The organism is Streptomyces sp. NBC_01410 (assembly GCF_045040195.1).
Lineage (GTDB): Bacteria > Actinomycetota > Actinomycetes > Streptomycetales > Streptomycetaceae > Streptomyces.
The window spans coordinates 7,662,019-7,684,716 of the sequence record NZ_CP109530.1 but is presented as its reverse complement, the minus strand read 5'-3'; the positions used below and the strand labels follow the sequence as shown (position 1 = coordinate 7,684,716).

14 protein-coding genes and 2 pseudogenes are annotated in these 22,698 nt (G+C 68.0%); 11 read left to right on the top strand and 5 right to left on the bottom strand.

Annotation, left to right across the window (positions count from 1 at the left end; all coding sequences use genetic code 11):
• Positions 1-30: 30 nt before the first annotated feature.
• Positions 31-1,554, top strand: a complete 1,524-nt coding sequence (locus OG741_RS34940) for an aldehyde dehydrogenase family protein (RefSeq protein WP_405604380.1) — start codon at positions 31-33, stop codon at positions 1,552-1,554.
• A gap of 534 nt (positions 1,555-2,088) precedes the next feature.
• Here OG741_RS34940 and OG741_RS34935 read toward each other — a convergent pair.
• From OG741_RS34935 to OG741_RS34925, 3 genes are all read right to left on the bottom strand, one after another.
• Positions 2,089-2,967 carry a universal stress protein gene (locus OG741_RS34935; RefSeq protein ID WP_405604378.1) on the bottom strand — a complete coding sequence of 293 codons (879 nt, stop codon included), beginning with the start codon at positions 2,965-2,967 and terminating at the stop codon, positions 2,089-2,091.
• A gap of 448 nt (positions 2,968-3,415) precedes the next feature.
• Positions 3,416-3,619, bottom strand: a complete 204-nt coding sequence (locus OG741_RS34930) for a hypothetical protein (protein WP_405604376.1) — start codon at positions 3,617-3,619, stop codon at positions 3,416-3,418.
• Positions 3,620-3,743: 124 nt separating this feature from the next.
• On the bottom strand, positions 3,744-4,613 hold the full coding sequence (locus OG741_RS34925) for a universal stress protein (protein WP_405604374.1): 870 nt from the start codon (positions 4,611-4,613) through the stop codon (positions 3,744-3,746).
• A gap of 634 nt (positions 4,614-5,247) precedes the next feature.
• Between OG741_RS34925 and OG741_RS34920 the strand changes: the two genes are divergently transcribed.
• The 4 genes and pseudogenes from OG741_RS34920 to OG741_RS34905 all read left to right on the top strand — a co-directional run bounded on the left by OG741_RS34920 (position 5,248) and on the right by OG741_RS34905 (position 9,358).
• Positions 5,248-5,871: a hypothetical protein gene (locus tag OG741_RS34920; RefSeq protein WP_405604372.1), complete on the top strand. Its 624-nt coding sequence runs from the start codon at positions 5,248-5,250 to the stop codon at positions 5,869-5,871.
• A gap of 84 nt (positions 5,872-5,955) precedes the next feature.
• Positions 5,956-6,147: pseudogene (locus OG741_RS34915) on the top strand (glyceraldehyde 3-phosphate dehydrogenase NAD-binding domain-containing protein); the annotation flags it as partial.
• A complete protein-coding gene (locus tag OG741_RS34910) occupies positions 6,147-6,950 on the top strand; it encodes an HAD family hydrolase (RefSeq protein WP_405604370.1) in 804 nt (267 codons plus the stop codon). The pseudogene OG741_RS34915 and the gene OG741_RS34910, both read left to right, overlap by 1 nt.
• 2 nt (positions 6,951-6,952) lie before the next feature.
• Positions 6,953-9,358 (top strand): glycoside hydrolase family 65 protein, encoded by a 2,406-nt coding sequence (locus OG741_RS34905; protein WP_405604368.1) that lies wholly within the window; start codon positions 6,953-6,955, stop codon positions 9,356-9,358.
• Between the two features lie 12 nt (positions 9,359-9,370).
• On the opposite strand, the gene OG741_RS34900 is transcribed toward OG741_RS34905, so the two are convergent.
• On the bottom strand, positions 9,371-9,784 hold the full coding sequence (locus tag OG741_RS34900; protein ID WP_405604366.1) for a universal stress protein: 414 nt from the start codon (positions 9,782-9,784) through the stop codon (positions 9,371-9,373).
• Positions 9,785-10,272: 488 nt separating this feature from the next.
• Here OG741_RS34900 and OG741_RS34895 point away from each other — a divergent pair.
• From OG741_RS34895 to OG741_RS34885, 3 genes and pseudogenes are all read left to right on the top strand, one after another.
• A pseudogene (locus tag OG741_RS34895) lies at positions 10,273-10,668 on the top strand (universal stress protein); the annotation flags it as partial.
• Positions 10,669-10,755: 87 nt separating this feature from the next.
• Positions 10,756-11,172: a universal stress protein gene (locus tag OG741_RS34890; protein WP_405605948.1), complete on the top strand. Its 417-nt coding sequence runs from the start codon at positions 10,756-10,758 to the stop codon at positions 11,170-11,172.
• A 151-nt stretch (positions 11,173-11,323) separates the two neighbouring features.
• Complete coding sequence (locus tag OG741_RS34885) at positions 11,324-12,022, top strand: response regulator (RefSeq protein ID WP_405604364.1); 699 nt, start codon at positions 11,324-11,326, stop codon at positions 12,020-12,022.
• Positions 12,023-12,217: 195 nt separating this feature from the next.
• Here the strand turns inward: OG741_RS34885 and OG741_RS34880 are convergent, their stop codons facing one another.
• Positions 12,218-13,945 (bottom strand): GAF domain-containing protein, encoded by a 1,728-nt coding sequence (locus OG741_RS34880; RefSeq protein ID WP_405604362.1) that lies wholly within the window; start codon positions 13,943-13,945, stop codon positions 12,218-12,220.
• A 690-nt stretch (positions 13,946-14,635) separates the two neighbouring features.
• On the opposite strand from OG741_RS34880, the gene mgtA reads away from it, so the two are divergent.
• The 3 genes from mgtA (at position 14,636) to OG741_RS34865 (ending at position 22,523) form a co-directional block, all read left to right on the top strand.
• Positions 14,636-17,299: a magnesium-translocating P-type ATPase gene (mgtA, locus tag OG741_RS34875; RefSeq protein WP_405604360.1), complete on the top strand. Its 2,664-nt coding sequence runs from the start codon at positions 14,636-14,638 to the stop codon at positions 17,297-17,299.
• A gap of 86 nt (positions 17,300-17,385) precedes the next feature.
• Positions 17,386-19,770: a phosphoketolase gene (locus OG741_RS34870; RefSeq protein ID WP_405604358.1), complete on the top strand. Its 2,385-nt coding sequence runs from the start codon at positions 17,386-17,388 to the stop codon at positions 19,768-19,770.
• A gap of 137 nt (positions 19,771-19,907) precedes the next feature.
• Positions 19,908-22,523, top strand: a complete 2,616-nt coding sequence (locus tag OG741_RS34865; RefSeq protein ID WP_405604356.1) for a cation-translocating P-type ATPase — start codon at positions 19,908-19,910, stop codon at positions 22,521-22,523.
• Positions 22,524-22,698: the final 175 nt, after the last annotated feature.

The window sequence follows — 22,698 nt, the reverse complement described above, 5'->3', positions numbered from 1 at the left end:
GGGCGGCACCCTCACCGGGAGGCCTTGGAGATGACCCGATACGCAGCGCCGGGCAGCGACGGCGCGATCGTCTCGTACCAGTCCCGCTACGACCACTGGATCGGCGGCGAGTACGTCGCACCGGCCCGCGGCCAGTACTTCGAGAACCCGAGCCCGGTCAACGGCCGCCCCTTCACCGAGATTGCGCGCGGCACCGCCGAGGACATCGAACGCGCCCTGGACGCGGCGCACGCGGCGGCCCCCGCCTGGGGCCGCACATCGGCGGGCGACCGCTCCGCGCTCCTGCTGAAGATCGCCGACCGGATGGAGGCTCATCTGGAGGAACTGGCGGTCGCCGAAAGCTGGGAGAACGGCAAGCCGGTCCGCGAGACCCTGGCCGCCGACATCCCGCTCGCCATCGACCACTTCCGCTATTTCGCGGGCGCGCTCCGAGCCCAGGAAGGCTCGCTCAGCGAGGTCGACGACGACACGATCGCGTACCACTTCCACGAGCCGCTGGGCGTGGTCGGCCAGATCATTCCCTGGAACTTCCCGATCCTGATGGCGGTGTGGAAGCTGGCGCCCGCGCTGGCGGCGGGCAACGCTGTGGTGCTCAAACCCGCCGAACAGACCCCGGCCTCCATCCACTTCTGGCTGAGCCTGGTGGCCGACCTGCTGCCGCCGGGCGTCGTCAACATCGTCAACGGCTTCGGCGTGGAGGCGGGCAAGCCGCTCGCCTCCAGCCCGCGCGTCGCGAAAATCGCGTTCACCGGAGAAACCACGACGGGGCGGCTGATCATGCAGTACGCCTCCGAGAACATCAGGCCGGTCACCCTGGAGCTCGGCGGCAAGTCGCCGAACATCTTCTTCGACGACGTCTGGGCGGCCGACGACGACTTCCGCGACAAGGCACTCGAAGGCTTCACCATGTTCGCCCTCAACCAGGGCGAGGTGTGCACATGCCCCTCGCGGGCGCTGATCCAGCGGGGCCACTACAGCGAATTCCTGGAGGCGGGCATCGCCCGCACCGAGAAGATCGCGCCGGGCCACCCCCTGGACACCGACACGATGATCGGCGCGCAGGCGTCCAACGACCAGCTCCAGAAGATCCTTTCCTATCTGGACATCGGCCAGCAGGAGGGCGCGAAGATCCTGACGGGTGGTCAGCGCATCGAGTACGAAGGCGAGTTGGCCGGGGGCTATTACGTCCAGCCCACGATCTTCGAGGGCGACAACCGTATGCGGGTCTTCCAGGAGGAGATCTTCGGCCCGGTCGTCGCCGTCACCTCCTTCTCGGACTTCGACGACGCGATCAAAACGGCGAACGACACGCTGTACGGACTCGGCGCGGGCGTATGGACGCGTGACATCAACACCGCCTACCGAGCGGGCCGCGCCATCCAGGCGGGCCGGGTCTGGACGAACTGCTACCACGCGTATCCGGCGCATGCGGCGTTCGGCGGCTACAAGCAGTCGGGGATCGGCCGCGAGAACCACAAGATGATGCTGGAGCACTACCAGCAGACGAAGAACCTGCTGGTGTCGTACTCCCCGAAGAAGCTGGGCTTCTTCTAGGGCCAAGAAGAGGGCGCCTGAACTGGGCTGCTGCCCGTCAGGCGCCCTCTGCGCTATCCGATTACAAAGCAGCCCGGATTGCGTCGACTATCCCAACTCCTCCCACCGGCCCCCACCCCTGACCAGCAGGTGCGGACCAGTCGCGGACCAGATCCGGCACTCAGCCCTGGGGAACTTGGCGTGGTGCCGGAAGAGGACTCAATGCTCTGCCCGGCTCGGCGCGCGCATTCGGCCGGGGTCCACGTCAGAGTGCAGCCAGAAGGAGATCCCGGCGTGCCGAAGGTCGTAAGGCCTCGTGGCAGCCGGCCGTCCGGCGCCACGCCGAACCGGTCGAAGTGTGATCTCAGCGTGCTCACGAAGGAGGGCGGGATCGGCACGGGCCGCGTGGCCTTGGCCGTGCGTCGTTTTGGGGAGTGCACTTCATAGACCTCACCGTCGTCGGTCCACTCCTTGCCGGAGGTTACGACCCCGCCCCGTCAGATTGAGCATGCCTCACCCGGCCTCCGGGAGATGCCCCCAGTCGCCGTAGGACGTTCAGTATGCGGCTATGCCTTCCCGCGGCGGTACCACGATCAGAGGGCAGGTCGCTTGATGGAGGAGCACATGGCTCACCGAGCCGAGCAGCATGCCGCGAAAGCCGCCGAGCCCGCGGGACCCGACCACCAGGCACCGCGCATTTGCGGCCGTGTGGGCCAAGGCCCGCGCCGGGTGGCCATACCTCACCCGATAGTCAACCTCAACCTCCGGGTACTTCTCCCGCCAGCCCGCTGTCGCTTCCGACAGCTCGGTCCTGGAGCGATTCTCGACATCGGCCCGCTCGCCGCCTACCGCGCGCTCGCGATGCACGTAGCGCACCATGACCGCCCGCAGTCGAGCCCCGGACACCGCGGCCTCTTCGAAGGCGAACGCCATGGCATCGCGGGAATTGGCGGACCCGTCGACCCCCACGACGACCAGGGGCGGCTCGCCGACGGCGTGCTCGGGTTCGCGGGCCACCACTACCGGGCACCCGGCATGGGCGGTGAGGGTGACCCCAAGGGGGGAGACGGTGAACAGTTGCTCCGCCACGTTCAGCCGCTTCGCACCCACCACCAACAGAGCGGCCTCTGCACCCTGTTCCACCAGCACCCGGGCTCGCGGACCGTCAGCGGAACGCGCCTCGACTTCCAAGCCCGGATGGCGTGCGTAGACGAACTCCACAGCCGCACGCAGCACCGCCTCTCCGCCGGACCGGAAATGGGCGCTCCAGGTGCGCTCCGGGTGGGGGACGTGGGGGTCGGGGTCTGCTCCCGGCGGCCATTCCAGCGCGTGTACCAGCCGCAGCGGCAGTTGCCGCAGCGCGGCTTCGTCCGAGGCCCAGGCAAGGCCTGTTCTGCTTGCGTCGGATTGGCTTACTCCGGCGACTACGGGCATACGCCCGTGGGCATGGGGGGCGGGGGCCGTAGGCATCTTGGCTCTCTCCTTCACTGTGACAGCGCCGGCATACCGGCCCCATCAGCCTCGCCGCACCGCCCGCCACACGCGAGGTCCATCAGGTGCCCGCCGGGGGACCACTGGTCCCGGCTTGAGGCGCACCCCAGATGTCGCGGCCGTGCCCAGCCCCCCCGGACGTGACTTGGTGGGACCGCCATTCCCCCACCAGCCGACAGAACGACAGCCGGACACCCCGGGAGCGGGCCCGGCGAACCGACGGGCCGCCATATCGCCGGGTCTTTCCCCGGCCTCAGCGAGCCAAAGGTGAGCATGCGGACGTGTCGCAGGAAGAGTTCACGTCTCGCTCGTGACGCATCTCCGCCTCGGCCTTCACCTACCTGCCCGTGTTCGATCCCGGACTGCAGGACAACATCAGTGCCCAGGTGGCTCAGGCGCACTGCGACATGCTGCTGCCGTGGCGGCAGAAGTTCCACACGGTGGACGTGGTCGAGGAGCCGGTCCCGGGTTCTGCTACGCGGCAGCTGTCGGCGGCCGCCGAGGGCGCCGATCTGGTGGTGGTCGGCCGGTCGCATCCGGCGCGGTCCGCTGCGGCCCGCACATCGGCCATGTCGCCCATGCCGTCATCGAACACGCCGCGTCGCCCGTCGCCGTGGTGGCCCACGACTGGCCGGCCGCGGCCCAAACCGAACCGCCCTGGACGGACCCGTCCAGGGCGGTTGCGGTGTAGCAGGGCGCGTGGTCCCATGCCCGCGGTGTCAGGGGTGCGGTACGACCGCGACCGCACCGGGCGCGTGGTGGAGAACAGCATGGGTAACTGAGCCAAGACGGCGCAGGCCCGTGTCGTGGGTGCGGCGTCCGACGACCACGAGGCTCGCGCGGCCGCTGTTGGACAGCAGAACCTCCGAGGCTGCGCCGATCTCGACATGCTCGATGACATCCACATCGGGGTACTTCTGGCGCCAGGGCCCCAGGGCGTCGGCCAGGATCTCCTTGTGCAGCGGCTCCAAGCCACCCGCCTGATCGGCCAGCCACATCGATCCCGGACTCCAGGACAGGACCGACGGGATGCTCCAGGCGCGTACAGCTCGAAGCGTCGCTCCGCGTTCGGCGGCGGCCGCGAAGGCGAACTCGAGGACTGGTCCGCCGGCTTCCTCTGCTCCCTGGACGCCGACGACGACCTCGTCGAAGCGCTGTTGCACTGTGGTATGCCTCGGCCCGCGCACCATGACGACCGGCCCGGTCGCCTTGCGCAGCACCTGCAGAGACACAGAACCGACCAGATAGCCGGTCAGCGTGCCGTAGCCGCGAGAGCCCAGCACCAGCATCTCGGCCCGCGCGGCTTCGGCGACGAGCGTCGGTACGGGGTCATCGACCAGCAGCTCGGTAGTGACGTTCAGGTCCGGGTACACCTTGGCCACGCGGGCTTCCGCCTCGTTCAGCACGTTGCGCACCCACCGCTCCTCCATAGCACGGTCCCCGATGTACACCGTGTCGGTGCCGCGCCACACCCAGGCGTGCACCAGGCGCAGGTCCATCCCCCGGCGCGCCGCCTCGTGCGCCGCCCAGTCCGCGGCGGCGAGGGCGTGGTCTGTTCCGTCCAGTCCAACGGTGATGGTGCCAGGCATGGTCGCCTCCCGGTGGTGCCGCCGCGGTCAGTATTCGCAACGGACTTGCTGACTTCGTGAGGTAGACGATTACAGAGGAGAGACCGGCGGTGCCTGGGCCGATCGTCCCTGGCCCGGGTCCTCTCGGCCCTGTTCCACGCTGTACCGACCACCGCCGAGCCGGGAACGATCCCTGCACCGCGCTCGGGCCCCTACGCAGTCGGGGCTACGCCCGGCGTCTCCCCTCGTCGGGCAAACGTCGCCCGCACGTGGGGGGGAGCGCCACCAGCTCGCGGGCGATGGCCTGCGCCCAGGAGCGGATCCGCTCACGGTCACGGAAATCCCCTCGCCCGGTCGGCCGCTTCTCCCGAGTCGCGGTCGCATGCAAGTGATCGCGCAAGTCCGCCCAAACCGGCCGTGACTGGCCCCCGCGCCCGCCGCCCGATACAGATTTCGCGACGCATCTCAGGCGTCCTGCCCGGAGCTGACAGCCGGGACCGCAACGGCCGAGCCGGATCGCCCCAACAGGTCTGCCGCCACGGTGCCGTTCGGCCGTGCGGCAGGGCCGTTCGGCCGCAGCGTACTCACCGGCCCCAGCGGGACATTGAGCACGCACACCGCTCATCGCGCTCACTCGTGAAAGGTACTGCCAGGCATGGTCGTTCACCTTCCTCCGCGTCGGCACACCGGTATCCGTATTCCGTCGTGGCATCGAGCCGGGACGACCCGAGCCGGCGACGGCGCGCAGCCCCGGTCCGTGACCGGCGCCCTTGCCCGCGCTGCCGCCGCCGCCCGCGTTCTGATCGGTTTCGTGTTCCTCTGGGCGTTCTTCGACAAGGCCTTCGGATGGGGCTACGCCACACCCTCCGCCCGAGCCTGGATCAACGGCGGCTCGCCGACGAAGGGATTCCTCGGCGGCGTCGGCGTCGGACCGCTGGAGTCGACCTTCCATTCCTGGGCCGGCGACACCTGGGCCAACTGGCTGTTCATGCTGGGTCTGCTGGGCATCGGGGCCGCTCTCGTGTCCGGCATCGCACTACGGCTCGCCGCTGCCGCAGGCACCGTGATGATGGCGCTGATGTGGGCGGCGGAATGGCCGCCGGCCAAGCGCCTCTCCGACGGAGCCCCCAGCATGTCGTCGAACCCGGTCATCGACTACCACGTCATGTACGCGGTGATCCTTATCGTTCTCGCCGTTGCCGCCGCGGGCCGTACCTGGGGGCTCGGCAAGGTCTGGCAGGAACTCCCGTTCGTACGCCGCAACTGCTGGCTGCTCTGACCGTCGACCGGGGTAGCGCGACGCGCTACCCCGGGTGTCCGCGCCGTCGGGACTCGCTCCACGGCTGAAGAGAGTGGATCGCACATGACCGTACGCATAGGAATCAACGGGTTAGGCCAGGTCGGCCGCACCTATCTGCGCGCCGCGCCGGACAAGGCCGACTCCGACGCCTCACCGATCGAGGTCGTTGCCATCAACGACCTCGCATCACCCGCAACACTGGCTCATCTGCTCGCAAATGACTCCACGCACGGGCGCCTGGGCGCTGAACGACTGTGACCGCGTCCGCCCGGCGCCACGGAACCGCCCGCAGCGGCCTTGTGCTCGAGCTGCGGGCCATCGAGGCCGTGGTCCTCGACACCGACGGGGTGATCACCGACTCAGCCCAGGTCCACGCGGCCGCCTGGAAGACAGCCTTCGACGCCTGTCTGCGTGACCACCCGCCCGAAGACGGTCGACAACGCGTGCCGTTCGACCTCCAGCGGGACTATCTGCGCTATGTCGACGGCAAGTCCCGGCTGGACGGCGCCAAGTCCTTCTTGATGAACCGCGGGGTGCCGGTGCCGACGGGCACCCCCGGGGACCCGCCGGGGACCGGCACGGTCGTCGCAGTGGCGGCCCTGAAAGAACAGCTCTACAGCGAACGGCTGCGCGGCCCTGGCATCGACGCCTACCCGGGGTCCGTGCGTCTGCTGCACGCCCTGCACAACGAGGGCATACCGCTCGCGGCGGCCTCCGCGTCCCACCACGCCCGTGAGGTTCTCACTCGCGCCGGGGTCCTGGGCCTCTTCGCCGAGCTCGTGGACGGCGAAGAGGCCGCTCGCCTGCGCCTGCCCGGCAAACCGGACCCGGCTCTGTTCGTGGAGGCCGCCCGCAGGCTGAACGTCCCGGTCGCCCGCACCGCGGTCGTCGAGGACGCCTTGGCAGGCGTCCAGGCAGGCCGACGTGGCGGATTCGGCCTGGTCATCGGGGTAGACCGCGCCGCCGGACCCGACACCGCGGCTGACCTGCTGCGGCACGGCGCGGACTTGGTGGTGCGCGACCTCGCCGAACTGCTCTCGCCCGGAACCGAGGACTGACCATGCGGGACTGGACCTGGGAGTACGACGGCTACGACCCCGCCGAGGAACGCCTCAGAGAGTCGCTCTGCGCTCTCGGCAACGGCTACTTCGCCACCCGCGGCGCCACTCCGGAATGCCCGGCGGACACCGCGCACTACCCAGGCACCTACGCCGCGGGCTGCTACAACCGGCTGACATCAACGGTGGCCGGACGGCAGATCGAGAACGAGGACATGGTCAACCTGCCCAACTGGCTGCCCCTGCGATTCCGCATCCGCGACGACGGTGACGACAGCGCCGCTACGAATGGCTGGTTCACCCCGGACAGCACCGCGCTGGTGGACCATCATCAAACGCTCGACCTGCGCACCGGCACGCTGGCACGCACCGCGACGTACGAAGATCCGCGGGGGCGTCGGCTCTCCGTACGCCAGCTGCGTTTTGTTCATATGGCAGACCCCCATCTGGCAGCCCTGCGAACGGAGTTCACCGCGCAGGGGTGGACCGGTGAGATCGAGGTCGAGTCCGCTATAGACGGGACGGTCACCAACAACGGTGTCGCCCGCTACCGGCAATTGGACGGCCACCATCTGTCCGGCATCAGCCGGGGCAACTCCGGCGCCGACACCGTGTGGCTGGCCTGCCGAACCAGCACCTCGGACATCCGTATCGCGATGGCGGCCCGCATCACCGTCGAAGGGCCTATGCGCCCCGTGCCCACCGACCACGAGCCGGCGCGTGCCGCACAGATACTCCGCCTGACGCTCACGGCCGATCGCACAGTGACGGCCGACAAGACGGTTGCCCTGCACACGTCGCGGGATCCGGCGATCAGCGACCCGCTGGGGGCCGCAGTCGACCGGGTGAATACCGCGCCCCGTTTCCATGAGCTGCTGCTCTCGCATCAAGCGGCATGGCAGCAGCTGTGGCAGAGGGCCGACATTCAGGTACCCGGTGAGGCCGGCCGCATTCTGCGGCTCCATCTCTTCCACGTGCTGCAGACGCTCTCGCCGCACACTGCAGACCTTGATGTGGGTGTCCCGGCCCGAGGCCTGCACGGCGAGGCCTACCGGGGCCATGTCTTCTGGGACGAACTGTTCGTCCTCCCTTACCTGAACCTGCACTTCCCCGAGGTGTCCCGGGCCCTGCTCACCTACCGCCACCGGCGACTCGACCAGGCCTGCCACGGGGCTCGCGAGGCGGGACGAGCAGGCGCCATGTATCCCTGGCAGAGCGGCAGCGACGGCCGTGAGGAGACCCAGGAACTGCACCTCAACCCCCGCTCCGGGCGCTGGCTGCCCGATCATTCGCGGCTCCAGCACCATGTCGGATCCGCCATCGCATACAACGTGTGGCAGTACTGCAGGGCGAGCGGTGACACCCAGTTCCTGCACACCAAGGGAGCCGAGATGCTGCTGCAGATCTCACGTTTCTGGTCGGATGCCGCCACCTACGATGCGGCCCTTGGCCGCTACCGGATCCGCGCAGTGGTGGGACCCGACGAGTACCACGACGCCTATCCCGGCGCTGCCACACCGGGCCTGGACGACAACGCCTACACCAATGTCACCGCCGCCTGGGTACTCGCCCGCACCCTCGACGTCCTGGAGTCGCTGCCGGAACCGCGCCGTCGCGAGCTGTCCGAGCGCACCGGTCTGGAGGCCCGGGAGCTTGACCGCTGGGAGGACATCTCCCGCCTACTCCACGTGCCCTTCCACGACGGTGTCATCAGCCAGTTCCAGGGGTACGGCAACCTCAAGGAACTCGCCTGGGACGCCTACCGGGTCCGCTACGGGGATATCCGCCGGCTCGACCGGATCCTGGAGGCCGAAGGCGACACGGTCAACGGATACCGGGCATCCAAACAGGCCGACGTGCTCATGCTCGGCTACCTCTTCCCGCCGGGCGAACTCCGCTCCCTCTTCAGCCGGCTGGGACACGACATGGACGACGCCCTGTGGCAGCGCACCGTCGACTACTACTTGCGCCGTACCAGCCACGGCTCCACCCTGAGCGGGCTCGTCCACGGATGGGTCCTGGCCCGGGGCCGACCCGAGCAGGCCTGGGCGTACTGCAAGGAAGCCCTCGAAGGAGACATCGCCGACCTCCAGGGCGGAACCACGGGCGAAGGAATCCACCTCGGAGCCATGGCCGGTACCCTCGACCTGGTGCAACGCGGCCTGTCCGGACTGCAGACACTCGACGACGCGCTTGGGCTGGACCCCGTCCCCCTGCCGGAACTCTCCACCTACGGCTTCACCCTCCGTTACCGAGGGCACCTGGGCGTGCACTTCCGGATGCGCCCCGGCCAGCTCGAGATCACGGTCCCTGACTCGGACCTGTCGCCGATCGACATCGAACTCACCGACCGTTCGATCTCGGTGAAGCCCGGAGAGACGTACCTTCTGCCTCTCCCGGGACACTGACTTTGGACACCGCTATGAGGGCACGACAGCGAAGGGACACCTTCCGTGGCGCACAACATCGACGACCGGGCCGAGTGCCGGGCTCCGCCGACCCACCACGAGCAGTTCCGTCCGCATCGACTCCCGAACCAAGGCAGCAGCCGTGAACCGCAGCACGTCCTTCAGGACCGGTATTTGCGGGTACTTCTCCCGCCACGGGCGCAGGACGTCGGACAGCATCTGCACCTGCTCGTCCTCCCAGGTCGCCCGGTCCGCTTCCGGGACCGCGAACGGCATCCAGCCGTCGGCCGGACAGGGCAGCTCCCAGGCGTGCACCGCACGCACGCGGGCCGACCGGCGCCGAGCCGCTTCGAACGCGAAACAGCCCGCCACATCCGCCGGGTCGCGAGCATCGACGCCCCAGTGCAACCTCGTCGGGGCGGACATCGGCGCCTCGATATTGCCGCGAACCACAGGGACCAGTCTCCGCGGTCAGCTCCGGAACGGAACAGCCTGTCAGCCGTACGGCCTCGACCCGCAGTCGGGGACACCGGCAGGTGATCGCGGCGGCGGGACACCCGGGCAGCGCCTCGGGGCGATACGGCCAGAGGTCCGCAAGGTCGGCCCTGGACCACGGGGAAACATGGACGACCCGCTACGGCAGCCGCGAAGAGTAGCTTCCCGAGCCGTCCAGTCCGCGGCCCAGCGCTGCATGACGATCCGTCAACTCCAACAACCACACTGCGCGCCATGACGGTCCACCTTCCGTCGGCCGGAGAGCAGGGCCTCCACCCGATTCCGCCTTCGGTCGCGAGCGTGCCCCTCGGGAGGGGCCTTTCGGACCGCAGAGGGGGCCTGGCGGCCCCTGCCCCATTTGCTCGGCGCGGGTGAAGCTGCTGTCAGGAACACAACAGACCAAGCAGGAGGTACTACTCATGGCTCGTGCCGTGATTGTCGGGATCGACGGCTCTCCCGAGAGCCTGGCTGCCGCGCGCTGGGCAGCCACAGAGTCCGTGCTCCGCAGCGTTCCGCTCCATCTCGTACACGCCTGGGAATGGTCTCCCGCCCCCTCGGCTTCCGTCCCGACCAGTGAGACTCAGCGTCATTGGGCCGGTCGTATCCTGCGTACGGCCGTGGAACAGCTCCGTAGCAGCCACTCTGGGCTTCGGACGACCCACGAGCAGATATCGGACTCGCCCGTCGCCGCGCTCCTGGCAGCGGCCGAGAACGCCGAGGTACTCGTCCTCGGCTCCCGCGGCCTGAGCGGAATGGCCGGATTCGTGACCGGCTCCGTAGCACTCAGAGTGGTCGCCCATGCTCCGCGGCCGGTCGTACTCGTACGATCCGACAGGCATACCGGGGCACACTCATCTCCCGACGTACTCCGGCCGACCGACGCTCCCCACAGCTCCGACGTTGTGGCCGGCATCGACCTCACCCATTCCTGCGACGAGGTGATCGAATTCGCCTTCGAAGCGGCCCTCGTGCGCGGCGTGGGCCTGCACGTCGTACACGGCTACACCTTGCCGTCGTCGTACGCGATCGCCGCCGGTGGGGGCACGCTCATCGACGATTCCGGGCTGGTCAGGGAACGTGAGTACGCGCTGAGCACGGTCCTGGAGCCGTGGCGCGAAAAGAGCCCTGACGTTGCCGTCCGTGCCAGCAGCGTTTCGGGGCAGGCCGTCGCCCACCTGGTCGAAGCGGCTGCCGATGCGCCGATGCTGGTCATCGGCCGACGCGAGCGAACATCCCCCCTTGGAATGCATCTGGGGTCTGTGGCTCACGGCGTGATTCATCACGCTGCCTGCCCGGTGGCCGTAGTGCCCCACGCCTGAGACCAAGCCCCGGTCCAGGTGACCGCCCGTCGGGTGCGGCTCCCGTGGCGAGATACGCGGGGGCCCATTTCCGGCCCTGGCGCGGCCCATGGCGACGGACTAAGGATGGAACCACAGGGCAAGGTGCTCGTGACAGTGTGGAGGACAAACAATGACCGAGGACCTGGAAACTTCACCGCGGAAGCCGATTCGCGTATTCCTGCTCGACGACCACGAGGTCGTGCGGCGCGGGGTGAGCGACCTGCTCGACGCGGAGCCCGATATCGAAGTCGTCGGTGAGGCGGGGACAACAGAACAGGCTCTTGCCAGAGGTCCGGCGCTGCGTCCTGACGTCGCCGTGCTGGATGTGCGGCTGCCGGACGGCGACGGGATCACGGTCTGCCGAGAACTGCGGTCGAGGATGCCGGACCTGGCATGTCTGATGCTGACCTCTTTCGACGACGACGACGCACTCCTCGACGCGATCATGGCGGGGGCCGCAGGCTATGTGCTGAAGGAGATCAAAGGGTCTGCGCTTGTTGTCGCGGTCCGCACCGTCTCCTCCGGCCAGTCGATGCTCGACCCAGCGACCACGACCCGTCTGATGAGTAGCCTCCGCGGCGACGACTCTCCGCAGAACACCGAAGCAGGCGCACTGTCCGGGCTCTCCGCCCGCGAACGGGAGATCCTCGATCTCATCGGCGAGGGAATGACCAACTCCCAGATCGGCAAACGGCTTTACCTCGCGGAGAAGACCGTCAAGAACAACGTCTCCCGCCTGCTCGCCAAGCTGGGCGTCGAGCGGCGCATCCAGGCTGCGGTCATGGTCACGCAGGCCGTTCCGCAGGCCCCCGTTCGGCGGGACCGTTGAAGCGGAGGAAGGCACTCGTCAGTCCGGGAGAGAGCCTTCACCCAGGGACGCCCGGTATCTGCCACGTCAGGCGCGTGCCGCCGTGCGGGGAGGTGTCGACGGTCCATCGGGCGCCGAGCCCGGCCTACGACGGGCGGAGACTGAGCGCTCACGGGGTACCGTGCACTTCTTCGCGCCGCGCTGTCCGGGGCGGGGTCACTCGTCGGCCGAAAGGGGAACGCTCCAGTCCACGACACTGCCAGTGGGCTGATTGGGCGCAAGGACCAGAGCTCCTCCGAGTTCCTCGGCGCGGGTGTGGAGGTTGGCCAGGCCGCTGCGGTGGGCGCGCGCGGGGGCAGTACCCCGGCCGTTGTCGGTCACCCGCAGCGTAAGGCGCGCCGAGGTTACCAGGGCGGTGATCTCCACCTCGGTGGCATCGGCGTGCCGGGCGGCGTTTGCGAGGGCTTCGCGGAGCACTGCAAGTAGGTGGTCTGCCATGGCTTGTGGGACCAGGGTGTCCAGCAGCCCGGTCATGCGCAGCGCAGGTGCGAATCCCAACGCCTCGGATGCCCGGTTCGATTCGGCCACCAGGCGGGAGCGCAGCCCGGTGTCCTCGGGGCGACCGCGCTGTTGCAATCCGTAAATGGTGGAGCGGATGACCTTGATGGTGTCGTCGAGGTCATCCACGACTCGTGCAATGCGCTCGGCGACCCGCGGCCGGTCGGCAACCTGGGCGAGGGTGGACTGCAGGCTCAGACCGCTGGCGAACAGGCGCTGAATGGCCAGGTCGTGCAGATCGCGGGCGATGCGGTCACGGTCGGTCAGAACGAGGAGGCGTTCGGCGTCGTGCCGATGTCCGGCGATCTCCAGGGCAAGAGCGGCATGGTTGGCGAATCCGGCGATCATGGCCACGGCCGCGTCGGAGAACGCGGGACGGCCGCAGTGGCGGGCGACTTGCAGGACACCGCGCACATGTTCGGGCCTACCGAGGGGGACCAGGAAGACCGGTCCCAGGGTCGTGGAAGCGGTGTCCCGTTCGGCGCGGGGGTCGGCGTTCCAGTCCTGGGTGGTGATCGTCTCGCCTGAGCTGTAGACCTTCCCGGCCAAGGTGGTGTGCGACAACACCAGTCCAAGGGCACGATTCGCGTCCGTTCCGGCGGCGGCCTCGATCACCAGATTGCCGGTGCGAGGAACGGGCACGGCGAGGGTGACCACGTCGGCGTCGGCCATCTCGAGGACGGTGGCGGTGAAGTTCCTCAGTACCTCCGCGGGTTCAACGCCGGACAGCAGGGCACGGGTCAGTTCGCCGCTGGCCATCAGCCAGCGCTCCCGACGCTGGACGGCGTCGTACAACCGAGCATTGTCGATTGCCACCCCGGCTGCCACGGCCAGGGTGACCAGCACCGCTTCGTCATCGGCGCCGAACTCGGCCCCGCCCCGCTTCTCGGTCAGGTACAGGTTGCCGAACACCTTCTCACGCACCCGGACGGGGGCACCGAGGAAGGTCCGCATCGGTGGATGGCCGGCCGGGAAGCCGGATGCATCGGGCTGCTCGCCCAGGTCGACCAGCCGCAGCGAGTGCGGTTCACGGATCAGGAGCCCCAGGATGCCCCGGCCCTGCGGATAGGGCCCGATCTGCTCGATGGTCTCGTCGTCCATGCCGACCGTGATGAACTGGCTGAGCCCATTTTCCTCACCAATCACGCCCAGGGCCCCGTACCGAGCATCAACCAGGTCGGCTGCGGACTGCACTATCTGCTGCAGTACAACACCAAGGTCCAGGTCGCTGCCGACGGCCAGAACCGCCTCCAGCAGCGGATCTACGCGATCCCGGGGCGAGCACGCAAGGACTGCCTGCGACTGCGGGTCGTTCAGCAGCTCGTCCAGCCGCAGCTGCGATGCCGCCGCCCCGGAATCCCCCTCGGCATCCGTGTCCTCGCCCACTTCGGCTCCCTAAGGCCGCCGGCACATTGCCTTTGGCTCCTCCAGCCTGCCCCGGACGGATCGGTCTGCACGCATCCACGCGTACCAAGATGAATCCATGCCGTCAAAGAACCCGCGTTCACGAAGCCGTCCAGCATGCTGCGGGGCACGAACCCATCAGCCCTGCGACGCTCGATGACGCCATCGAGTCGCTCTGACAGGGCCGGTGGGCCCCTTGGAGAGGCCGTTCGGCCCTCGCCCCTGAACTCGAATACGGCACAGGCTGAGATGGCGGGCACCACGCCCGTGAGCCCTCACCCACTGAAGTGATGGCGCATGGCGACTGCCGAGGATCAACACCATAGGGCGGGAGTTCGTGTCCATGATCGTCACGCTGTACGGGCGGCAAGCGGCCCGGTGCGCGCCTTGTCACCGAGTTCTCCACACCGGTCCGTGCGGGCATTGCCCGCACCACACAGGGTCGGTACTCGCCTGTAGGCTGCATAGTGAGGCCCCAGCCCCCGGCAGCAGATCAGTCACTCTGCACCGAGGAGGCGGAGTGATGCGTGAAGGGGCCGGCGGTACAGGCGAAGCTGTCCAACGGGCGGACGCAGCCCGTGCATTCTGCGTCACACGCCGATCGCTTCTCCTCGGCATCAACCCCTTACGCGCCTATTGCGTGACCGGGAAAAATGCCGACAGTGGTCGATTGTGGTGAGCTCCTTCCCCGCAACGACGCAGACTACCGGCGTCCACGACATCAGCTCGTCGGCTTGCCTGCCGGTCCACGAGGTCCTGCGCGAGCTGGTGTCGACCAGGGAAGGCCTCTCGGCGGAAGCAGCTGCTGACCGGTTGCGGCAATGGGGACCGAATGCGGTCGCGTCACACAAGGCCCGGGTACTGCCCGTGCTGTGGCGGCAGATGCGATCACCGCTGCTGGGACTCCTGTTCGCTGCCGCGACCATCTCGTATGTCGTCGGCCGCCACAGCGATGCGGTGATCATCGGTGTGATCTTGACACTGTCGGTCGGGCTCGGCTTCGTGAACGAGTACCGCGCGGAGAAAGCCGCCGAAGCCCTCCACGGACAGATCAGCCATCAGGCCGTGGTGATACGCGGCGGACGCGTTACCGCGGTGGACGTCACGGCCCTGGTGCCTGGCGACGTGGTGGAACTCAGGCTGGGCGACATCGTGCCTGCCGATCTGCGTCTGCTGGAGGTAACCGGTCTGGAATGCGGTGAGTCAGTACTGACCGGCGAGTCACTGCCCGTCCCCAAGGACACCGCTGCCGTCTCTGTCGGCGTGGCATTGGCCGAGCTCTCCTGCTGCGCGCTGATGGGCACGGTGGTGCACGCAGGAAGCGCCCGGGCTGTAGTGGTCGCCACCGGTACGGCGACCGAGTTCGGGAAGATCGCGGCCGGACTGAGCGGTCATCAGTTGGAGACCGAGTTCCAACGGGGGCTGCGCCGGTTCTCCATGCTGCTCGTGTACGTGGCCGGCACGCTGACCACGTCGATCTTCGTGATCAACGTAGTGCTGCACAAGCCGCTCATCGACTCACTGCTGTTCTCGCTGGCCATCGCTGTCGGAATCACTCCCCAGCTACTGCCTGCGGTGGTCTCCTCCAGTCTGGCCGCCGGCTCGCGGCGGATGAGCCGCCAGAAAGTGCTGGTCAAGCGACTGGTGTGCATCGAGGATCTGGGCGATGTCGATGTGCTGTTCACCGACAAGACCGGCACGCTGACGCAGGGCCGCATCGAATTCAAGAGGGCCCTGCCCGCGGGCCGCCAGAGCCCGGGGCAGGTGCTGAAGTGGGGACTGCTGTGCACCGACGTCGATGCTGACGGCAGCCAGATCCTGGGCGGCAATCCGCTGGACACGGCACTGTGGGAGGCCGCCACCGCGCAGCCGGAAGACGCGGACGCGAACGTGTACCAGCGAGTCGGCATGCTGCCGTTCGATCACGAGCGGCGCATGTTCTCCACCGTGGTCCGCGACGCGATGGGTGGGACTGTCCTGGTCACCAAGGGGGCTCCGGAGAGCGTCCTGGAACGGTGCGAGAACGTACCCGAGCAGGCTCGCACGCTGCTGGCTACGGAGTTCGCCGCCGGCAACCGTGTGGTCGCTGTGGCCACCCGATCCGCCCCAGGACTGGTCCGGCCCGCCGCTGCCGACGAACACGGCCTGGAACTGGCCGGGCTGCTGGTCTTCCTCGATCCGCCCAAACCCGACGCCGCAGCGGCGCTGCTCCGGTTGGCCGGGCTCGGTGTCACAGTCAAAATCGTCACCGGAGACAACCCGGCCGTCGCCGTCAGGGTCTGCCATGACCTCGGTCTCACCAGTTCTGGCACGATTACCGGTACCGACCTCGACGCCATGGACGATGCCCGGCTCAGAGCGGCGATCGCACACACCACGGTATTCGCCCGCGTCAGTCCGCAACACAAGGCCCGCATCGTGCGTGTCCAGCGCACCACCGGTCACGACGTCGCTTTCCTCGGCGACGGTGTCAACGACGCGCTCGCACTGCACGCAGCTGACGTGGGTATTTCCGTCGACTCGGCCACCGACGTCGCCAAAGGCGCGGCTGACGTCATCCTGCTCGAAAAGGATCTTGATGTCCTCGCGGACGGAGTCGTCGGCGGCCGTCGGATCTTCGCCAACACCATCAAGTACGTGCTCATGGGAACGTCCAGCAACTTCGGCAACATGTTCAGCGCCGCCGGCGCCTCGCTGTTCCTCGGCTTCCTGCCGATGCTGCCGTCGCAGATCCTGCTCAACAACCTGCTCTATGACACCAGCCAGCTCGCCATTCCCACCGACCGTGTCGACGAGGCGCAATTGCGCCGTCCTTCGCATTGGGACATCAGGTTCATCCGCCGTTTCATGATCTTCTTCGGTCCGCTCAGTTCGGTGTTCGACTTCGCGACATTCGGCGTCATGCTGTGGGTCTTCCATTCCGGACCCGCCCAGTTCCGGACCGGGTGGTTCGTCGAGTCTCTCGCCACCCAGACCCTGGTGATCTTCGCCATCCGCACCCGCCGTATCCCGTTCTGGCGAAGTCACCCCAGCCTCCCGTTGACCCTGGCCGCCCTCGGAGTTGTCAGCGTAGGAGTCCTTCTGCCCGCTACACCGCTGGCCGCCAGGCTCGGGTTCCAACCGCTTCCGCTTGGCTTCTTCGTCGCGCTTGTCGCCATGGTGATCTGCTACCTCGCCCTGATCGAGGTAGGTAAGCGGATCTTCTACCGCTGGCGGCCGACGCCAATTGCCGAGCCGCGGGGCGCGGTAGGCCACAGCCGTCTCCTGCGTCGTCGTGCTGCCCGGTTCAGCACTGCTCTCCGCCCTGACCACCGACCCCGCCACGTTGGGAGATGAGCCGAGCACATCGGGCCCAACGGCCGCCTGCCGGTACCGACGGACCGTGCCGAAATCTCCGCTCGACCCCCGTAGAGGAGCACGAAATGCCCGACATTCACCAGGGATCAGCCAACTACCTCGATGAAGCAGAGCTGGCGGCGTTGGACGCGCATTGGAGGGCCGCAAACTACCTGGCCGTCGGGCAGATCTACCTGATGGCCAATCCTCTGCTCCGTGAGCCATTGAAGCCGGAGCACATCAAGCCTCGGCTGCTGGGCCACTGGGGCACCTCGCCCGGTCTGAATCTCGTGTACACGCACCTCAACCGGGTGGCCAGGGACCATGGGAAGGACACCATCTGTGTCTGGGGCCCCGGCCATGGAGGACCGGCCGTCCTGGCCAACTCCTGGCTGGAGGGCACGTATTCCGAGACCTACCCGGACGTGAGCCGGGACGCGGAGGGTATGGCGCGCCTGTTCCGTCAGTTCTCCTTCCCGGGCGGGGTGCCCAGCCATGTGGCCCCGGAGACTCCGGGATCGATCCACGAGGGGGGTGAATTGGGGTACTCGCTCTCTCATGCCTACGGCGCCGCCCTGGACAACCCCGGTCTGCTGGTCGCCTCTGTTATCGGCGACGGCGAGGCGGAGACCGGTCCGCTGGCCGCGTCCTGGCACTCCAACAAGTTCCTCGACCCGGTCCACGACGGAGCGGTCCTGCCAATCCTGCACTTGAACGGGTACAAGATCGCCAACCCGACCGTGCTTGCGCGACTGCCCAGGGACGAACTCGACGACTTTCTCCGGGGCCTGGGCCATGACCCGCTGCATGTCGAAGGTGATGATGCACTTCAGGTGCACAGCGCCATGGCACGCGCCATGGACACGGCACTCGATCGCATCAGCGCCATCCAGCACGGCGCCCGCGAACAGGGCGTCACCGAACGCATGCGCTGGCCGATGATCCTGCTGCGCACGCCCAAGGGATGGACCGGGCCGGCCGAGGTCGACGGCGTACAGGTGGAAGGCACATGGCGCGCGCATCAGGTGCCGCTGTCCTCCGTACGCGAGAACCCGGACCACCTCAGGCAGTTGGAGGAGTGGCTGCACTCCTACCGGCCGGCGGAACTCTTCGACGATCGCGGCCGCCCGCGCGAGCGGGTGCTGGAGTGTGTGCCCGCCGGCCCTCGCCGTCTCGGGGCCAGCGTGCACGCCAACGGCGGCCTGCTCGTACAGGACCTGCCGATCCCGCCGCTGGAACGGTACGCCGTTCCGGTCGACAAGCCCGGTACGACCCTGCACGAGCCCACCCGGGTCCTGGGCGACCTGTTGGAGGGGGTCATGGAGAACACCGCAGAGCGTCGGGACTTCCGTCTGGTGGGGCCGGACGAGACGGCCTCGAATCGTCTGCAGGCCGTGTACGGAGCGACGGGCAAGGCATGGCAGGCGCGGACCCTGGAGGTCGACGAACACCTGGACCGCCACGGTCGGGTGATGGAGATCCTTTCCGAACACACCTGCCAGGGCTGGCTGGAGGGCTATCTCCTCACCGGCCGCCACGGGCTGTTCTCCTGCTACGAGGCGTTCGTCCACATCGTCGACTCCATGGTCAACCAGCACATCAAGTGGCTGCGCACCTCAAGGCGCTTGCCCTGGCGCCGCCCCATCCCCTCACTGAACTACCTGCTCACCTCGCACGTATGGCGGCAGGACAGCAACGGCTTCTCCCACCAGGACCCCGGCTTCATCGACCACGTCCTCAACAAGTCACCCGAGGTCGTGCGGGTCTACCTGCCACCGGACGCCAACACCCTGCTGTCGGTGGCCGATCATGTGCTGCGCTCCCGCGACTACGTCAATGTCGTCGTCGCCGGAAAGCAGCCCTGCTTCGACTGGCTGACCCTTGAGCAGGCCCGCGGACACTGTGCCCGCGGTGCCGGAATCTGGGACTGGGCAGGCGCAGAGAATGAGAGCGGGGAGCCCGATGTCGTCCTCGGCTGCGCGGGCGACGTCCCCACCCTGGAAATCCTGGCCGCCGCTCAGTTGCTCCGCCGGCACCTGCCCCACCTGGCCGTACGCGTCGTCAACGTCGTGGACCTGGCTCGGCTGCTCCCCAAGGAGGAGCACCCGCACGGCATGCCGGACGCGGAGTTCGACGCGCTGTTCACCTCCGACAAGCCCGTCATCTTCGCGTACCACGGATACCCGTGGCTGATCCACCGCCTGGCCTACCGGCGCACCGGGCACGCCAACCTGCATGTGCGCGGCTACAAGGAGGAAGGCACTACCACCACGCCCTTCGACATGGTCGTGCGCAACGACCTCGACCGGTACCGGCTCGTCATGGATGTCATCGACCGCGTCCCCGGGCTGGCGGTACGCGCCGCCACAGTCCGACAAGAGATGGCGGACATCCGTCTGCGCCACCACGCCTGGATTCGTGAGCACGGCACCGATCTTCCCGAAGTCAGCGAATGGAACTGGAACAGCTGAGCGCCCCGGCGTTGGTCCGTGATGTCGGAGACATGACGCCGATGCACCCCAGCTCCCAACTGACGCGGCCAACGCACCCAGCGCCCACTGAGCCAGGCCCGTAAGACCATGAGCACCTTGAAGCAACCGGAGTCACCATGCCCCTTACGTCCGCACCCCTTTCGGGGGCCGCCCGGGCGACAGGTCTCAGTCAGGAGCAGGCATCCCAGCTGCTGGCGGAGTGCGGTCCCAACGAGCTCAGCGAACAGCGCAGGATATCGCTTCGGTCCCGAATCTTCGCTCAGCTTCGTGACCCGCTGATCATCGTGCTGCTGGCGGCCGTGGCACTGACCGTGGCGACCGGGGACTACGCCGACGCAGTCGTCATCTGTGTGGTCGTGCTCTTCAACACCACCGTCGGGGTGGTGCAGGAGGTGCGCGCCGACAATGCGGTCGCTGCCCTCTCCGCCATGACCGCGCCTGCCGCACGAGTACTGCGCGGCGGGACGGAACAGGAGGTGACCTCGTCAGCCGTCGTCCCGGGCGACGTGCTGGTACTCGGTGAGGGCGACATCGTCCCCGCTGACGCCGTGCTCACGCAGGCCGCTGCCCTTCTGATCGACGAGTCGGCGCTGACCGGCGAATCCGTACCGGTCGACAAGGACGTCCACGGAACGGATCCACACACGGGACAACTACAGGCGGGAACCGTCGTACTGCGTGGCCGCGCTGTCGCCACCGTCACCGCCACCGGGCCGCGCAGCGCCCTCGGCATGATCGCCGCCTCGCTGCACCCCCGACAGCAACAGACCCCGCTCCAAAAGCGCCTGGCCGGACTCGGCCGGGTACTGGCCCTGGTCACTGTAGGGCTGTGCCTCCTCGTGCTCGTCCTGGGACTGGTGCGCGGCCAGTCCTGGGAGACGATGGCGGTAACGGCCATCAGCCTCGTCGTGGCAGCCGTCCCGGAGTCACTACCGGCCGTCGTCACCCTCGGCCTGGCGCTGGGCGCGCGGCGGATGGCCGCTCGCAACGCCGTGGTTCGCCGCCTGTCCGCAGTGGAGACCCTGGGATCGGTCACCGTACTGGCCACGGACAAGACAGGCACCCTCACCGAAGGCCGCATGGTCGTCGAACGAGTATGGACCGCCGCCCACGGCACGGTGACCCTGACGGGCGCGGGATACGAACCCGTTGGTGAAATTCTCACGACCGGCCGACATCCAGAACCCGCCACCAGGGATGCCGTACGAGAAGTGCTCATCGCAGCGGCGTTGTGCAACGACGCGTCGCTGATTCCGCCCGGGGAAGCAGACGCGCAATGGACCCCGCTGGGTGATCCAACCGAGGCCGCCCTGCTGACCGCCGCCGCCAAAGTGGGCTGCACACCCGACGAGTTGGTGCGAACTCATCCCCGCGTCGACGAGGTGCCGTTCGACAGCCTCCGCAAACGTATGACCACCATCCACCGCACGCCCTCGGGAACGATCGAGATCTACCTCAAGGGCGCACCTGAAATGGTGCTGGACGCCGCGCTTGTGAACGAAAGTCCCGCGTCACTGGAGCATGCGCGTATGGAGGCCGCCGCCCTGTCCGCCGAGGGCTACCGCGTCCTGGCCATAGCGTCAGGTTCGTCCGCCCGTATTCCTGTCCCGATCGAGGAGTCGGAAAGCGGCTTGCGACTGCTGGGACTGACAGCCATCAGCGACCCGCCCAAAGAAGCAGCCACGGCGACCGTGCAAGCCTGCCGCCGTGCCGGGATCACTCCGGTTCTCATCACTGGAGACCACCCAGCGACAGCCCGTGCGATCGCGGAAAGGGTCGGTATCCTCACGGGAGCTGACGCCACCATGCCGAGCCGCGTGGCCACCGGCAAAGAGCTGGCCGCAGGACAGATCCCGGACCCCACCCAGGTCAGGGTTTTCGCTCGTACCACGCCTCAACAGAAACTGGACATCGTCCAAGCGTGGCGCGCTCGCGGAGAGGTCACCGCGATGACCGGCGACGGCGTCAACGACGGCCCCGCCCTGCGGCAGGCCGACATCGGCGTGGCGATGGGCCGCCGGGGAACCGAAGTTGCCCGCCAAGCTGCCGATCTGGTCCTCGCCGACGATGAACTGACCTCTGTGATCTCGGCCGTGGAAGAGGGCCGCCGTGTCTACGCCAACATCCGCCGGTTCCTGGTCTATGCGCTGGCCGGCGGTGCCGCGGAAATCCTCGTTATGCTCATTGGCCCGATGCTCGGACTCGCATTGCCTCTGCGAGCAGGTCAGATTCTGTGGATCAACCTGCTCACTCATGGTCTGACAGGGGTCGCCATGGGCGCCGAACCGGTCTCACCCCACGCCATGCGACGCGCGCCGCGCCCGCCGCAGCAGCACGTACTCGGCGACGGGCTCTGGCAGCGGGTACTGCGGCTGTCGGTCCTGGTCACTGCAGCCAGCCTCGCTGCCAGCCTCTGGGTCCGGCACTCCGGCGACCCGTGGCAGACCGTCCTGTTCATCGCCCTGCTGGCCGCCCAGCTCGGCGTCGCTCTGGGGCTGCGGGAGCGACTGTTCACGCGCCAAAATCTGTTTCTGCCCGCAGCTGTGCTGACTGCGGCGGGGCTGGGCGCTGCCGCACTCTACGTACCCTTCCTGGCAGACCTGTTGGACACCTCATCGCCATCGTGGACCGGTATCGCACTCGCCGCGGCTGCCGGCCTCATCAGCTTCGGCGCAGCGCGCACCGAGAGCTGGTTGGCGAGGACTGCCGACCAGACACCTGCCGCACCGTGAGACAGAACGCCGGTGGACGTCCCGGGTCTCGAATACTTCGACCGCTGGACCGACGTGGCCCGCTTCATCACCCTTCTCCTTGGCGGCGTCCGGGTGGCTCCGTCGCAATAGAAGCCGTCTCCACACCCCGGTGGCCTCGGGCCGTACGTAAGGTCCGAGGCCACGGGATCTCGTA